16 protein-coding genes and 1 riboswitch are annotated in these 13377 nt (G+C 43.6%); of the genes, 15 read left to right on the top strand and 1 reads right to left on the bottom strand.

Going from position 1 to position 13377, the window contains the following annotated elements:
* Positions 1 to 148 precede the first annotated feature (148 nt).
* Positions 149 to 258, top strand: a riboswitch (SAM riboswitch).
* A 143-nt stretch (positions 259 to 401) separates the two neighbouring features.
* The 4 genes from metK (at position 402) to AC6HZ4_RS23835 (ending at position 3581) form a co-directional block, all read left to right on the top strand.
* Positions 402 to 1601 carry a methionine adenosyltransferase gene (gene metK / locus AC6HZ4_RS23850; protein ID WP_497492342.1) on the top strand — a complete coding sequence of 400 codons (1200 nt, stop codon included), beginning with the start codon at positions 402 to 404 and terminating at the stop codon, positions 1599 to 1601.
* Positions 1602 to 1960: 359 nt separating this feature from the next.
* Positions 1961 to 2134: a hypothetical protein gene (locus AC6HZ4_RS23845; RefSeq protein WP_497492341.1), complete on the top strand. Its 174-nt coding sequence runs from the start codon at positions 1961 to 1963 to the stop codon at positions 2132 to 2134.
* 201 nt (positions 2135 to 2335) lie between these two features.
* On the top strand, positions 2336 to 3157 hold the full coding sequence (locus tag AC6HZ4_RS23840) for a DUF2785 domain-containing protein (RefSeq protein ID WP_497492339.1): 822 nt from the start codon (positions 2336 to 2338) through the stop codon (positions 3155 to 3157).
* Positions 3158 to 3290: 133 nt separating this feature from the next.
* Positions 3291 to 3581 carry a DUF5658 family protein gene (locus AC6HZ4_RS23835; RefSeq protein ID WP_497492338.1) on the top strand — a complete coding sequence of 97 codons (291 nt, stop codon included), beginning with the start codon at positions 3291 to 3293 and terminating at the stop codon, positions 3579 to 3581.
* A 112-nt stretch (positions 3582 to 3693) separates the two neighbouring features.
* On the opposite strand, the gene AC6HZ4_RS23830 is transcribed toward AC6HZ4_RS23835, so the two are convergent.
* Positions 3694 to 4200: a hypothetical protein gene (locus AC6HZ4_RS23830; protein WP_497492336.1), complete on the bottom strand. Its 507-nt coding sequence runs from the start codon at positions 4198 to 4200 to the stop codon at positions 3694 to 3696.
* Between the two features lie 205 nt (positions 4201 to 4405).
* Between AC6HZ4_RS23830 and AC6HZ4_RS23825 the strand changes: the two genes are divergently transcribed.
* The 11 genes from AC6HZ4_RS23825 to AC6HZ4_RS23775 all read left to right on the top strand — a co-directional run bounded on the left by AC6HZ4_RS23825 (position 4406) and on the right by AC6HZ4_RS23775 (position 13311).
* Positions 4406 to 5731: a NarK family nitrate/nitrite MFS transporter gene (locus AC6HZ4_RS23825; RefSeq protein WP_497492335.1), complete on the top strand. Its 1326-nt coding sequence runs from the start codon at positions 4406 to 4408 to the stop codon at positions 5729 to 5731.
* 234 nt (positions 5732 to 5965) lie between these two features.
* A complete protein-coding gene (gene moaA, locus AC6HZ4_RS23820) occupies positions 5966 to 6988 on the top strand; it encodes a GTP 3',8-cyclase MoaA (protein ID WP_497492334.1) in 1023 nt (340 codons plus the stop codon).
* Positions 6989 to 7002: 14 nt separating this feature from the next.
* A complete protein-coding gene (locus AC6HZ4_RS23815) occupies positions 7003 to 7512 on the top strand; it encodes a MogA/MoaB family molybdenum cofactor biosynthesis protein (RefSeq protein ID WP_497492333.1) in 510 nt (169 codons plus the stop codon).
* Positions 7509 to 8081, top strand: a complete 573-nt coding sequence (mobA, locus tag AC6HZ4_RS23810; RefSeq protein WP_497495827.1) for a molybdenum cofactor guanylyltransferase — start codon at positions 7509 to 7511, stop codon at positions 8079 to 8081. Before AC6HZ4_RS23815 ends, mobA begins: the two co-directional genes overlap by 4 nt.
* 555 nt (positions 8082 to 8636) lie before the next feature.
* The gene (locus tag AC6HZ4_RS23805) at positions 8637 to 9902 is read left to right on the top strand and encodes a molybdopterin molybdotransferase MoeA (protein WP_497492332.1); all 1266 of its coding nucleotides are present in this window, start codon (positions 8637 to 8639) and stop codon (positions 9900 to 9902) included.
* On the top strand, positions 9893 to 10402 hold the full coding sequence (gene mobB, locus AC6HZ4_RS23800) for a molybdopterin-guanine dinucleotide biosynthesis protein B (RefSeq protein ID WP_497492331.1): 510 nt from the start codon (positions 9893 to 9895) through the stop codon (positions 10400 to 10402). Before AC6HZ4_RS23805 ends, mobB begins: the two co-directional genes overlap by 10 nt.
* Entirely contained in the window at positions 10395 to 10850 is a 456-nt protein-coding gene (locus AC6HZ4_RS23795; RefSeq protein ID WP_497492330.1) for a molybdenum cofactor biosynthesis protein MoaE, read from the top strand. The genes mobB and AC6HZ4_RS23795 overlap by 8 nt, the downstream gene beginning before the upstream one ends.
* A complete protein-coding gene (gene moaD / locus AC6HZ4_RS23790) occupies positions 10847 to 11080 on the top strand; it encodes a molybdopterin converting factor subunit 1 (RefSeq protein WP_497492329.1) in 234 nt (77 codons plus the stop codon). The genes AC6HZ4_RS23795 and moaD overlap by 4 nt, the downstream gene beginning before the upstream one ends.
* A gap of 12 nt (positions 11081 to 11092) precedes the next feature.
* Positions 11093 to 11581: a cyclic pyranopterin monophosphate synthase MoaC gene (gene moaC, locus AC6HZ4_RS23785; RefSeq protein WP_497492327.1), complete on the top strand. Its 489-nt coding sequence runs from the start codon at positions 11093 to 11095 to the stop codon at positions 11579 to 11581.
* Positions 11582 to 11586: 5 nt separating this feature from the next.
* Entirely contained in the window at positions 11587 to 12600 is a 1014-nt protein-coding gene (locus AC6HZ4_RS23780; protein WP_497492326.1) for a ThiF family adenylyltransferase, read from the top strand.
* 21 nt (positions 12601 to 12621) lie between these two features.
* Entirely contained in the window at positions 12622 to 13311 is a 690-nt protein-coding gene (locus AC6HZ4_RS23775; protein ID WP_497492325.1) for a Crp/Fnr family transcriptional regulator, read from the top strand.
* The last annotated feature ends 66 nt before the right edge of the window (positions 13312 to 13377 follow it).

Genomic DNA, 13377 nt, shown 5'->3' with positions numbered 1-13377 from the left:
TATTTTGCAGAGAATTGATGTGAACCATTGGACTTGTTTTGCCTGCATTTATCATCACATAAATAGATAGGATTTTTTTGCTAAAATGTGCAGATAATGAATTGACAAAGTTATGTTATTTCTATACTATATCCTTTAGACGGATACTCTCTTATCCCGAGCTGGCGGAGGGACAGGCCCTATGAAGCCCAGCAACCTCACCGAATAGGTAAAGGTGCTCAACCTGATGCAAGGCATGAATGTCTTGAACGATAAGAGTGAAAGGCAAAGAAATGACACATTCAACCTTTCCTCGAATGGGAAGGTTTTTTATTTTGCTTTCTTGGGAATTTTAAGAATGTCGTATGACAATTTAATTTAGGGATGAGTTCCGTACGCAATAGATTAAGGGAGGTTTACCAATGACAAACAAGCGTCGTCTTTTCACGTCTGAGTCCGTAACTGAGGGACATCCGGACAAAATTTGTGACCAAATTTCAGATTCTATTTTGGATGCGATTTTAACAAACGATCCCAATGCACGTGTAGCTTGTGAAACAACGGTAACAACGGGTTTAGTGCTAGTAGCAGGGGAAATTACAACTTCTACATATGTAGACATTCCGAAAATTGTTCGTGAAACAGTTCGTGAAATCGGCTATACTCGCGCGAAATATGGTTTTGATGCTGAGACATGTGCAGTATTAACTTCCATTGACGAGCAGTCTGCTGACATCGCAATGGGTGTAGATAAAGCACTAGAAGCACGCGAAGGCTCTATGTCTGATGAAGAAATTGAAGCAATCGGCGCGGGCGACCAAGGTTTAATGTTCGGCTTTGCATGTAACGAAACGAAAGAGCTTATGCCTCTTCCAATCTCTCTTGCACACAAGCTATCCCGCCGTTTAACGGAAGTGCGCAAGGATGATACATTACCGTACCTTCGTCCGGACGGTAAAACGCAAGTAACGGTTGAGTACGATGAAAATGGCAAGCCAGTTCGTGTTGACACAATCGTTATCTCCACGCAGCACCATCCAGAAGCAACGCACGAGCAAATCGAGCGTAACCTTAAAGAATATGTAATTAAGCCAGTTGTTCCGGCCGAGCTTGTTGACGAAAATACAAAATACTTTATCAATCCAACAGGCCGCTTCGTAATTGGCGGACCACAAGGCGATGCTGGTTTGACAGGACGTAAAATCATCGTTGATACGTATGGCGGATATGCCCGCCACGGCGGTGGTGCGTTCTCCGGTAAAGATCCTACAAAGGTAGACCGTTCTGCAGCATATGCAGCTCGTTATGTTGCGAAAAATATCGTAGCAGCAGGGCTTGCAGAAAAAGCGGAAGTGCAGCTTGCATACGCAATCGGCGTAGCGCAGCCAGTATCTATTTCCGTTGATACATTTGGAACAGGCAAAGTAACTGAAGATGTATTAGTTGATTTAATTCGCAAAAACTTCGACCTTCGTCCAGCGGGTATCATTAAAATGCTTGACTTGCGCCGCCCGATCTACAAGCAAACAGCAGCGTACGGTCATTTTGGCCGCAACGAGCTCGACCTTACTTGGGAGCGTACAGACAAAGCGGATGCGCTTCGTCAGCAAGCAGGACTATAATCATTGTAAAAAAGATCCATGCAACGCATGGGTCTTTTTTACAATTTAAGGAACTTTCTTGGATTTGTCTAACCCTTCGCAGTCAACTCATCCTCCCCAAGTAGGTTGGCAAAAGCGCCTTTAGTGATAAAGAATCCACGGAATACTTGTATGACCTCGCTTCGCCTGAGCCGTGCATTTTGTGCACGGGCTGTTGGTCTGCCCCAGCTAACCAGAACGTCTCCGCTTTCTTAAATTGCGAAAAAAAGGAATGATTGTATTGTTTACTTTCCTCAAACAATAAGTTTGCAGATGCATTTTCAGTTCGTTCCCCTTATGGAGCATAAGCAGTGTAAGGGGAAGAGAAAGGGTGGGCTGCAATGATTAATAAAATTGCTTATTTATTTTGGCTGCTTTGTCTGTGTATATTCCTAAGCGGTGTAGTTTGGACTACCTCCAAAGAGTATGAACATGAAAGAATTATGCATTCTGTCGTACATAAAGTGCAAATACAAAGAATGTACGATGAGAAGGTACATGATATACAGCTATAAGCTAGAGGAGAGCAGCAGAAGAATGATACGCCCATTCGGCTGCAGTTCCATGATACATGCAAAAAGCCTTGAGTTAGAGAATATGACTCAAGGCTTTTATATGAAAAGAGTAGCATTACTTTTGCTGCATGTTATATGCTTGAGTTGTGGTTTAACATAGCAAAAATACATCTACGGTTGTATAGAAGGCGGGATTGTGAAATGGAGCAACATACTGTACAGGCGGAGCTTTGTCTTATTCGAGATCATGGCTACGCGGTGCCAGATGATACGGATGCCTATCCGTATGCACAAATTATAATGGAGGAAATTGGATCAACCGATGCTGATTTCCGTGAGTTGATTGGTAAGGTGCTGAAAAACTGGATTGCAAACGGAGTCTTTCGTCATAAGGAGCTAAGAGGTTTATTGCTTCAAGCAATTAGCCCGGATTATTTATTGTATGGGATCGGAGAGAATGGAACGGATTCTGTGTTTCGCCGTGCTGCTTCAGCTTCTCTTTCAGCAGCCATTGTATCCTACCATGAGCGTGATCCATTTTTATCAGAGACGCAGCTAGAGAGCGTTGCCGAGCAAATGATAGAGTATATGTACTTAGAACAAGATATAAGAGGCTACATAGAAGGAAAAGGAAGTGCAAAGCCTATTGCCCACGCAGCCGATGCGCTTACTGCAATTGCCCGTTGCTTAACAGAGGAGCAGGCATCGCTTGCCTATGCGATGCTGGAAGCGATTAAGGAAAAGGTGTGTAATGGGGAGCAAGTATATGCTCATTTCGAAGATGAGCATTTTGTAGGTGCAGTGCTCGCGCTTTGGGAAAAGGGGCTTATTAATGAAATATATCTGGCAGCTTGGATTGTGAATTTTCTTGAAACAGAAGAAGCCATGCAGCCGACTAGGGATATTGTAACGCAAAACATCAAAATGTTTTTACGCAGTTTGTATTTTCGTATGGCAGAAGAGTATGACAATATTGCATCTGTGCTGCTTGAGACGCTGCAGCAATTAGGGCAGAGAGAGTAGCTGAAAAGAAAGTATCTGGTTGCATACATTCTTAAAGCTTTTTTCGTTCGAGCAGCGAGCATACCGGCATGGGAGAGAGCAAGGAATAAAAAGACATGTACCATAGAATGATGGTACAAAAAGGAGAGTGGCTATGCCAACTGTAAGGCTTCTTGTCCTGCTTAGCTTTTTAGATGCGTATTTTACTGATATTGGTTTACGTTCCCAAGCTGTTGAGGAGGAAAATCCGATTGCCAAGCTGTTGTACGAGACGGATGTGGCATTGTTTTATGGATGGAAAATCGTTTTGCCGCTGCTCCTGCTGTTTTTGTACCCAAAGGTGAAAACAAATGCTTTTATTTCTCGAATGGCACACGGTGCATGTATAGTGTATGCTGTGTTGCTTCTCTATCATATGTATTGGTTTACTCACATGTTTTCATAAAGTGTGTAAAGAACACTTGCCGTTAAGCGAAGACATAGTTGCATTTGCAATTTATAATCTTAAAGTCTAACAAAAAAACAAGCAAAGGAGTAAGTCTTTGCTTGTTTTTTTGTTAAAACCTCTGTTCTGCCTCTAATACGAGCGCCTCACCGTGAATCGTTGCTTCTCCTTCAGACGTAAGCAATGTGCAGCTTGTAATTGCAAATGCTTCTCCTTCTTTACTCATCTCATATTCCAGTAGAATGCCGCTGTCCAGAAGTTCGCCGTCCGCATAGACATGGACATATTCCCCCTGTGAGGAATGCAGCTTTTTTTCATGCAAAAAGCGGCTCCACTCATCCCAATTTGTTACGATATAAGCGGGCGTTCCGTCCATTAAATAGCCAAGCATACTGCCTTTATCGAAGACACGTCCATTTGTTTTTTTCGAAAGCATGACAAGAAAGCGGTGAATTAAGGCGTATTGTGCGTACGAGAGCTTTTCGGAAAAAGAAACAGTGATCTCCTTTGTTTCCTCACGCACCTTTGTTGTAATCAATTTGTCTAAAGTGTTTGTGATAAGTGTTTGTATATACTCTTCAGGATTGCCATTCTGATATGTAACTCTTGCCTTTAACATTGTGAAGCCTCCTTAATTATATAGTACTTTTATTATGGCTTACTGGTGATGAATATTCTGTGAACATGGTCACAGATAGGCCTGTTTTTGTGATAAATATCACATTTCTTTTTCTGTAACCACTATAAGATAAGAGCATAGAGAGCGCACTCCATCTTATCCAAATTGAAATGAAAATAACTCAAATGCAGAGAGGGGAATGTATATGGCGACTGTTGTAGGAAAACAGGTTAAGAAAAAGCAGAGTCGTATCGGTGCAAACTGGGATCCAGAAAATCCAACATTTTGGGCAGCGGAAGGAAAGCGTCACGCGACACGAAATCTTTGGATTTCTGTTCCAGCGTTAATGCTCGCTTTTATCGTTTGGCAAATTTGGTCTGTTGTTGCAGTAAGATTAAATGATATCGGTTTTTCCTTTTCGCAAGAGCAATTATTTACCTTAGCGGCAATTCCGGGTCTTGTCGGCGCAACGCTTCGTTTCGTATACACATTCGGTGTGGGACAATTTGGCGGACGTAACTGGACTGTATTTTCGACAGCAATTCTTGCAGTTCCGGCAATTGGAATTGGAATAGCGGTACAAAATCCAGACACACCATATTCTGTTATGCTTCTATTAGCGGCGCTTTGCGGACTTGGCGGCGGAAACTTTTCTTCTTCCGTTGCGAATATCAGCTTTTTCTTCCCGAAAAAAGAAAAAGGTACAGCGCTTGGTATTAACGGCGGTTTAGGAAATATGGGTGTATCCGTTGTACAGTTTGTTACACCTTTAATTATTACAACAGGCACATTCGCAGCAATCGGCGGCGAAGGGCAAGTATTGAAAAATGGCCAAGAACTTTGGCTGCAAAACGCAGCATTTATTTGGGTCATTCCGATTATCATTGTAACACTTGCAGCATTATTTGGAATGGATAATGTTCCAGGTGTGAAGCAGTCTCCAGCAGCACAATTTGTGATTGTAAAGCGTAAGCATACTTGGATTATGACTTGGTTATACGTTGCAACATTCGGTTCCTTTATCGGGTATTCTGCAGCATTTCCGTTATTATTAAAAGCGCAGTTCCCTGAGAAATTATCGCTTGCCTTCTTAGGTGCGTTGCTGGCAGCGGCAGCTCGTCCAGTTGGCGGCTGGATTTCTGATAAATTCGGCGGCTCTAAAGTAACAGCATTCACGATTGTTATTATGGCAATTGGAGCACTAGGTGTGATTCATTTCTTGGGTCAAAAGGATTTTAACGGCTTTTTAGCATCCTTCCTTGTACTGTTCGTGTCGGCTGGCCTAGGGTCTGGTTCTACATTCCAAATGATTCCGAACATTTTCCCTGCTAAAGAAGCTGCGCCAGTATTAGGGTTCACGGCAGCATTTGCGGCGTATGGCTCCTTCTTTATTCCGAAATTGTTTGGATGGTCTGTAAAAACAACAGGAACACATGCAACAGCACTCTATTTCTTCATCGCCTTTTATGTCATTTCCTTTGTATTAAACTGGTATTTTTATCAAAGAAAGAATGCGGAAATAAAATGCTAATGCTAAAGGGAAAGGTTACTCTTTCCCTTTTTTTGTTTAGCGTATAAGGAAATAAGAGGTTTAGATGCTATCTACACTTCTCGCTGTGGGGAGAGGTTTCCGCTCGATGAGAAAGTCAGATTGTTTTCATTTTTCTTATAATAGAGATGTTTATATTGGAATTTATAGAGTTTCAGCGTTACAATAAAAGGATGTTCTAACAAGAGTAAGAGTGTCGGAAAGGAGAGCGCTGCGATGGAAGATAGAAAAGTACAGGATATGCATAAACGCTCGCTTCGTGATTTACGTATTTCGGTGACAGATCGCTGTAATTTTCGCTGCATCTATTGTATGCCAATTGAGGAATTTGGTTCGAATCACTGCTTTATGCCGCGCGAACAACTGCTCACCTTTGAAGAGATTACTCGGCTTGCGAAGCAATTTGTCCGCCTTGGCGTAGAGAAAATCCGGTTGACTGGGGGAGAACCGCTCCTTCGCAAGGATTTACCTGTGCTTATCGAGATGCTTGCGGCAATCGATGGAGTGAAGGATCTATCTCTTACAACGAATGGTCTTTTACTGAAGAAATATGCACCGATTTTGAAGCAAGCGGGTATCCAAAGAATTAATGCGAGTCTTGATGCGCTCGATAATGATATATTTACGAAAATGAATGGAGTAGGTGTTCGTTCCGAAAGAGTTCTAGAGGGGATCGAAGCAGCCTTGCAAGCTGGGCTAAAGGTAAAGGTTAATATGGTTGTGAAAAAGGGTATGAATGATTCGCAAATATTACCGATGGCGCGTTTTTTCAGGGAAAAAGGCATTACGCTTCGTTTCATTGAATTTATGGATGTTGGTTCAACGAATAATTGGAAGCTTGATGAGGTAGTTACAAGTAAGGAAATTCACGATATGATTCATAGCGAGATGCCGCTTGAGCCTGTTGCTCCCGATTATGCGGGAGAGGTGGCGAAACGGTATCGCTATGTAGGTACTGAGGCAGAAGTTGGTTTTATTTCCTCTGTTTCAGCAGCCTTTTGCTCATCATGCACGCGTGCCCGGTTATCAGCTGATGGTCATGTATATACATGTTTGTTTGCAGAAAAGGGAACACCGCTTCGGGAGTTTGTTCGTTCTGGTGCTTCAGATGAAGAGCTGTTTGAAAAGCTGCGCGGGACGTGGGAAAAGCGTGATGATCGTTATTCTGAGGAGCGTTCCTCCTATTATAAAGGAGGAAAGCAAAGAAAGCCGATCGAAATGTCATATATCGGCGGGTAAGAAGGAGACAGTGTATGAGCGTACAGGAGCATAAAAGACGGGGAGCGCAGCATGTTTGCTGCAAGGTGATTACGATTTCGGATACAAGAACAAAGGAAACCGATAAAAGTGGTGCAGCTATGATTAGATTGCTTGAAGAGCATGGTATAACAGTTGGCGCCTATGAGATTGTAATGGATGATAAAGAAAGTATTCAGCAGGCTGTGTTGTCCGGCTGCCGCGATGCCCATATTGACGTTGTCCTTACAAACGGCGGTACGGGCATTACGAGAAGAGATGTAACGATTGAAGCGGTGCGCGAACTGATTGAGAAGGAAATTGTAGGATTTGGCGAATTATTTCGGATGCTAAGCTACACAGAGGATATCGGCAGTGCAGCGATCATGAGCCGTGCAATTGCTGGTACCATTGATAGAAAAGCAGTATTTTCCATGCCGGGCTCTACCGGTGCAGTCCGTCTTGCAATGAATAAGCTCATCTTGCCGGAGCTTGGGCATGTTGTATGGGAATTGAACCGTCAATGAAGACGGCGGGCATTGTATTAGCTGGCGGACAGTCACGGCGCTTCGGGGAACCAAAGGCGCTTCAAATTTGGAAGGGAAAGCCGTTTCTATCCTATTCTATCGGCGCACTGCAGCCGAGCGTGGATGAAATTGTTGTAGTTAGCCACCTTAAGGAGCTGGTTCATATACCTGGAATTGTTGTGCGTGAGGATTTGGAAAAGTATCGCGGCATGGGACCGCTCGCTGGTATTTTAACCGGGATGGAAGCAGCTGCTGGGGATTGGTATATTGTATTGCCTTGTGATGTACCGCTTGTAACGAATGAAATCATAATGAGCATAATGGGTGAAGTAAAGGGAAATGTGGACGCGGTTGTGCCGATCGTAGATGGACGGACGCAGCCGCTGCTCGCATGCTATCACAAAAGCATCAAAGAGAAGCTGGAGCAGCTTTTACGAGAAGGTAAACGAAGCATGAAGGACCTCCTCTCTCTGTGTACAGTTGTATATGTGACAGAGGAGAAGTTAGGGGCAAACACGCAATCATTCATAAATGTGAATACAAGGGAAGAATATAGGAATTTACCGTGAGCCGATTTCGTATCAAGGAAATCGGCTGCTTTTTTATACTTTAAGACATTATAAAATTCCAACTGGGGAGCTGTTCGATGCAGTAGGAGATTTCAAGAATAAAGTATAAGTGCAGCTAGGCTGCCAACCTTTCCAAGGCTTGTGCTAGTTAAGCTTTCTTTACACTTTAAGAAAGTACAAATTTCCAGCTAGAAGTAAATTCGATGTAGTTGGAAATTTTAGAGGTAAAGTATAAGTGCAACTACGCCCCTGTCTTCGCCTAACGGCTTGCCAATCGGCGAGTTTTCTTTATGACAAATTTGTTTCAAGACACGATTTTCCTAGAGAAAGTGTGATTTGTATCACACTTTCTCTAGAAGCAGTTCTTTATAGTTAAACATGTGGTAATCATTCGTGCAAGAGTAACCTAATGCATGTATCTTAAATGACAATATTGAACTCTCCCCTCTATTTGTTGGAGCTGTCACACCTTCGCATAAATTGAGGAGGGAGTCTTCTTGGCTAAAATGATAAAAGATAATACAATACAAAGATAGGAAAAAAGGGGTGGTTACATTGACGCTGTTTCGAAAGCCGATTCCAATTGAAGAAGCGTTGACAAAGCTAATGCAGTTTCCAAAACAAATAGAAGAAGAGTATATAGAATTAACAGCGAGTGCCGGCAGGGTGTTGTCTCGTGATGTATATGCACCTCATCCGGTTCCTTGGTTTATTCGTTCTCCATATGATGGCTATGCTGTTCGGGCAAGCTCGACTAGGGAAGCAGGGGAAAGCAATCCTGTTTGGCTAGAACTTCTTGGTACAGTGGCTGCTGGAGAGGTGTGGAATGGTACAGTACAGGAAGGACAAGCAGTGAAGATTATGACAGGAGGTGCTGTTCCTGAAGGGGCAAACGCTGTAATTATGCGCGAGCTGACAAAGGAAGAGGAGCACGGCGGTAAGACATTCGTTCAGCTAAAACGAAAGCTGAGGGAGGGAGAAAATATTTCTAGCATCGGAGAGGATATAGAGGAGGGCGCACGGATCCTTACAAAGGGGACGTATATTAATGCGGGAGTGATCGCGTTATTAGCAACCTTCGGATATGAGAAGGTTCCCGTTACCCGAAAGCCAAAGGTTGCCATTATTGCAACGGGAAGCGAGCTTCTTGGTACGGGTGAGCCGCTTATGCCGGGAAAAATCCGCAACAGCAATGGTTTTATGCTTTACACGCAGGCGCTTCGCAGCGGAGCCGAGCCGATTTCCTTTGGCGTTGTAAAGGATACATTTGAACAAACGTTGGAGACGGTGCAGGCAGCGCTGCGGGCAGCGGATATCGTTGTGACTACAGGCGGTGTTTCTGTGGGAGATTTCGATTATATACCAGCTGTCTATAAAGAGCTTGGTGCAGAGCTTCTATTTAATAAGATTGCGATGCGTCCGGGAAGTGTTACATCAGCAGCAGTGCTGGGAGATCAGCTGCTGTTCGGATTATCAGGTAATCCGTCCGCTTGCTATGTCGGATTTGAATTATTTACAAGACCAGTAATTCGAACGATGCTCGGCATGGAGAATGTCTATTTACAAAAGGCAGCAGCAATCTTAAAGCAGGATGTGCTAAAAGCAAATCCGTTTACACGCTTTGTGAGAAGCAAGCTATCCTTTGAAGGCGGACGCTTGTATGTACAGCCGTCTGGGAAGGATAAGTCCAATATCATTTCTTCGCTGCCGGGAGCGGATTGTTTTATGGTACTGCCGGGCGGTACAAGAGGATGGCAGGCAGGAAGCATGGTTGAGGTTGTACTCATCGAAGGGCAGGATGGCATGAAGAAATGGGACTGAAGCCTATCATCCTGCAAATTGTCGGTTATCAAAATAGCGGAAAAACAACAGCGGCAGAGAATATCATCTCTTTTTTAACGAAGGATGGCCTGCGTATTGCTTCCTTTAAGCATCACGGTCACGGCGGGAAGCCAGCTCTTCCAGAAGGAAAGGACTCGACCCGTCATATGCAGGCCGGTGCCATTGCAGCTGCAGTTGAGGGAGATGGAACATTTGCGGCAGCCATTCAAGATCAACAATTTCAATTAGAGCAGTGGATAGAGCTGTGCGGTTCACTTAGTATTGATGTGCTGCTTATTGAAGGATATAAAGAGAAGGAATATGAAAAAATTGTATGCATTCGCAGTGAGGAAGATCAAAAGCTATTGCGGCTTCCGAATATTATTGCGGTACTATCATGGATACCGCTTGAAAGCGATGCCCCTGTTTTCTCCATTCAAGAGGAGGAACTGTATTGTACATGGGTAAAAGGTTATATAGGGAGGAAACAGCATGTTTGAGATTACAGCATCTCCTATTTCTGCTGAGGAGGTAACGGAGCAGGTGATGCACCGAAATGCAGGTGCGGTTGTAAATTTTATCGGCACGGTGCGGGAGATCACGAAGGGCAGAAGAACTTTATATTTAGAATATGAAGCGTATGTTCCAATGGCAAAGGCAAAGCTAGAGCAAATCGGCAGAGAAATAGAAGAAAAATGGCCAGGCGCAAAATCTGCAATTGTGCATCGCATTGGACGATTGGAAATTGGTGAAGCGGCGGTTGTCATTGCTACGTCTTCTCCGCATCGCGCGGATGCGTATGAAGCAAATCGGTATGCGATTGAGCGGATTAAAGAAATGGTTCCGATTTGGAAAAAGGAGCATTGGGAAGATGGAGAGCTTTGGATTGGCAATCAGCAAGGAACGATTTCCTATGAAAATGGCAAGCCTGAGGTGAATGAAGAATGATTACAGTACTATTATTCGCTCATTTACGTGAGCAGCTCGGCACACGTGAGCTGCAAATAGAAGAGCAGTCAATAACAGTAGCAAACTTAAGAAAACGGCTAGAAGAGAAATACGAATTCCTTGATACGAAAAGTATTATGATTGCGGTAAATGAAGAATTTGCCGACGATGAGGATGTAATTCAAGCAGGTGATACAGCGGCACTGATTCCACCGGTAAGCGGAGGGTAAGGAGGAGAAGCAATGAGTGAATTTACACATTTCAATGCAGAAGGAAAAGCACGCATGGTTGATATTTCTGAAAAACATGAAACAGCACGTACGGCACATGCCGCATCGAGCGTGATTGTTTCAAAGGAAGTATATGAAAAAATGACAAAGGGAGAAGTGAAAAAGGGAGATGTCTTATCCGTTGCGCAAGTTGCAGGTATTATGGGCGCAAAGAAAACGGCGGACATTATTCCAATGTGCCATCCCCTTTCTTTAACAGGAGTAGACCTTTCGTTTCGTTGGGAGGAGCGTGGTGATGAGTACGAACTGCATATCGAGTCCTTCGTGAAAACAAAGGGAAGCACGGGCGTAGAAATGGAAGCATTAACGGCAGCTTCCGTTTGCGCCTTAACGATTTATGATATGTGCAAGGCGATTGATAAGGGGATTGTAATCGGACCGACTTATTTACTGGAAAAAACAGGCGGGAAAAATGGTGATTACAAACGCTTAAAGGGGTAATCAGCATGAACCGATATTCAAGACAAACACTTTTTGCACCGATTGGAGAGCAAGGGCAGAAATTTCTGAGACAGGCTCATGTACTCATTGTTGGGGCCGGAGCGCTTGGCTGCGGTAACGCTGAAATGCTTGTTCGAGCTGGCGTGGGGAAAATTACAATCGTCGACCGAGATTATGTGGACTGGAGTAATCTGCAACGGCAGCAGCTGTATGAGGAACGTGACGCTGAGCAAGGGATGCCAAAAGCGATTGCGGCGAAAAATAGGCTCAGCCGCATTAATAGCGAGGTGGAAATTACAGCGCATGTTTTAGACATTACACCTGATGAAATTACCATTTTCTGCGAACAGGGAGTGGGTGTTATTATAGATGCGACGGATAATTTTGAAACACGTCTTCTTATTAATGACGCATCGCAAACATATAATATACCCTGGATTTTTGGCTCTTGTACAGGAAGCTATGGGTTATCGATGGCAATTATTCCAGGACAAACGCCGTGCTTTCGCTGTTTGCTCCCGCATCTTCCATCTTACAGCTTAACGTGTGATACCGCTGGTGTAATTGGTCCAGCCATTGGTATGACAGTGTCTTATCAAGCAGCAGAAGCATTGAAAATATTGACTGGAAATATGCAAGCAGTACGACCGTCATTGGCTTTGTTTGATATTTGGAATAATGAGAATATGTTTTTGCGTGTCGGAAAGAGAAAGAATAAAAAATGTCCATCGTGCGGAGAAGAAAGAACATATCCGGCTTTAAAGGAAGAAGATAGAAGCAAGGCAGCTGTTTTATGCGGCAGGGATACGGTTCAGCTTCGGAGTACGAAGCCGTTTGAGCTAGAAAAGCTTGCTTTGCACATGAAGCGTGCCGGATATGATCTTCAAAGCAATCCGTATTTGGCGATGATGCAGCTAGAGGGACACCGTATTGTCCTATTCCGCGACGGCAGGGTGCTTATTCATGGAACGAAGGATGTTACGGAAGCCCGTTCTATATATCAGCGTTATTTTGGATAACCTACAGAAGGGAGCAGATCCATGCCGACAGTTTTAAGCACTGAGAGTGTAGAGCACTTATCCAGACTGGCATATCAAACGCTGAAGATAAAGAAAGGAATACATTTGTTCCAAGAAGGCCAGGACGGAGATCGATTTTTTGTGGTGCTAAAAGGAAAGTTTCAAGTCAATAAGCTTTCAGGTGATGGAAAGCAGCTTTGCTTGCGTTTGTGCGGACCAAACTCAATTATGGGAGAACTTATGATTTTTTCGAAAAACGGAAAATATTTGTTCAGCGGCCGCGCGCTCGAAGATAGTGAAGTACTTGTAATTAAGAACGAAACAATCGAAAGGGAATTGCTTACAAATCCGCTGTTTGCGGCGGACTTTATGCCTGTTATGACGGACCATATTCGCAAACAGCATACAAAATTTCGTGACCTTGTCTTGTACGGGAAGAAGGGGGCGCTCTATTCCACTCTAATTCGTATGACAAACAGCTACGGTGTGCCGGTAGAAAACGGTATATTGCTTGATGTGCAAATTACGAATCAGGATTTAGCGAATTTTAGTTCAACAACACGGGAAAGTGTTAATCGTTCCTTAAATGAGTTAAAGGGGATGGGGATCCTTTCCTTTCAAGGAAGAAAAATTATCATTCATGATATAGAGTATTTGAAGCGGGAGATCAACTGTGAAAATTGTCCGGCTTCATATTGCAATATTGAATAGAAGTAAGCAGCTATCTGATGATGGCTGCTTTTTATATTGCACAATAGTTCAGATAACTGTCACGAC

The sequence above is a fragment of the Ectobacillus sp. OTK genome, from assembly GCF_059698935.1.
This window is presented reverse-complemented; position numbering and strand designations above follow the sequence as displayed.

Bases quoted from the DNA above. Each gene is read 5' to 3' on its own strand.
- AC6HZ4_RS23825 (WP_497492335.1), top strand. From the start codon at position 4,406: ATGGCGACTGTTGTAGGAAAACAGGTTAAGAAAAAGCAGAGTCGTATC.
- mobB (WP_497492331.1), top strand. From the start codon at position 9,893: ATGGGACTGAAGCCTATCATCCTGCAAATTGTCGGTTATCAAAATAGC.
- AC6HZ4_RS23795 (WP_497492330.1), top strand. From the start codon at position 10,395: ATGTTTGAGATTACAGCATCTCCTATTTCTGCTGAGGAGGTAACGGAG.
- moaC (WP_497492327.1), top strand. From the start codon at position 11,093: ATGAGTGAATTTACACATTTCAATGCAGAAGGAAAAGCACGCATGGTT.
- metK (WP_497492342.1), top strand. From the start codon at position 402: ATGACAAACAAGCGTCGTCTTTTCACGTCTGAGTCCGTAACTGAGGGA.
- AC6HZ4_RS23840 (WP_497492339.1), top strand. From the start codon at position 2,336: ATGGAGCAACATACTGTACAGGCGGAGCTTTGTCTTATTCGAGATCAT.
- mobA (WP_497495827.1), top strand. From the start codon at position 7,509: ATGAAGACGGCGGGCATTGTATTAGCTGGCGGACAGTCACGGCGCTTC.
- AC6HZ4_RS23830 (WP_497492336.1), bottom strand. From the start codon at position 4,200: ATGTTAAAGGCAAGAGTTACATATCAGAATGGCAATCCTGAAGAGTAT.
- AC6HZ4_RS23835 (WP_497492338.1), top strand. From the start codon at position 3,291: ATGCCAACTGTAAGGCTTCTTGTCCTGCTTAGCTTTTTAGATGCGTAT.
- moaA (WP_497492334.1), top strand. From the start codon at position 5,966: ATGGAAGATAGAAAAGTACAGGATATGCATAAACGCTCGCTTCGTGAT.
- AC6HZ4_RS23845 (WP_497492341.1), top strand. From the start codon at position 1,961: ATGATTAATAAAATTGCTTATTTATTTTGGCTGCTTTGTCTGTGTATA.
- AC6HZ4_RS23775 (WP_497492325.1), top strand. From the start codon at position 12,622: ATGCCGACAGTTTTAAGCACTGAGAGTGTAGAGCACTTATCCAGACTG.
- AC6HZ4_RS23780 (WP_497492326.1), top strand. From the start codon at position 11,587: ATGAACCGATATTCAAGACAAACACTTTTTGCACCGATTGGAGAGCAA.
- AC6HZ4_RS23815 (WP_497492333.1), top strand. From the start codon at position 7,003: ATGAGCGTACAGGAGCATAAAAGACGGGGAGCGCAGCATGTTTGCTGC.
- moaD (WP_497492329.1), top strand. From the start codon at position 10,847: ATGATTACAGTACTATTATTCGCTCATTTACGTGAGCAGCTCGGCACA.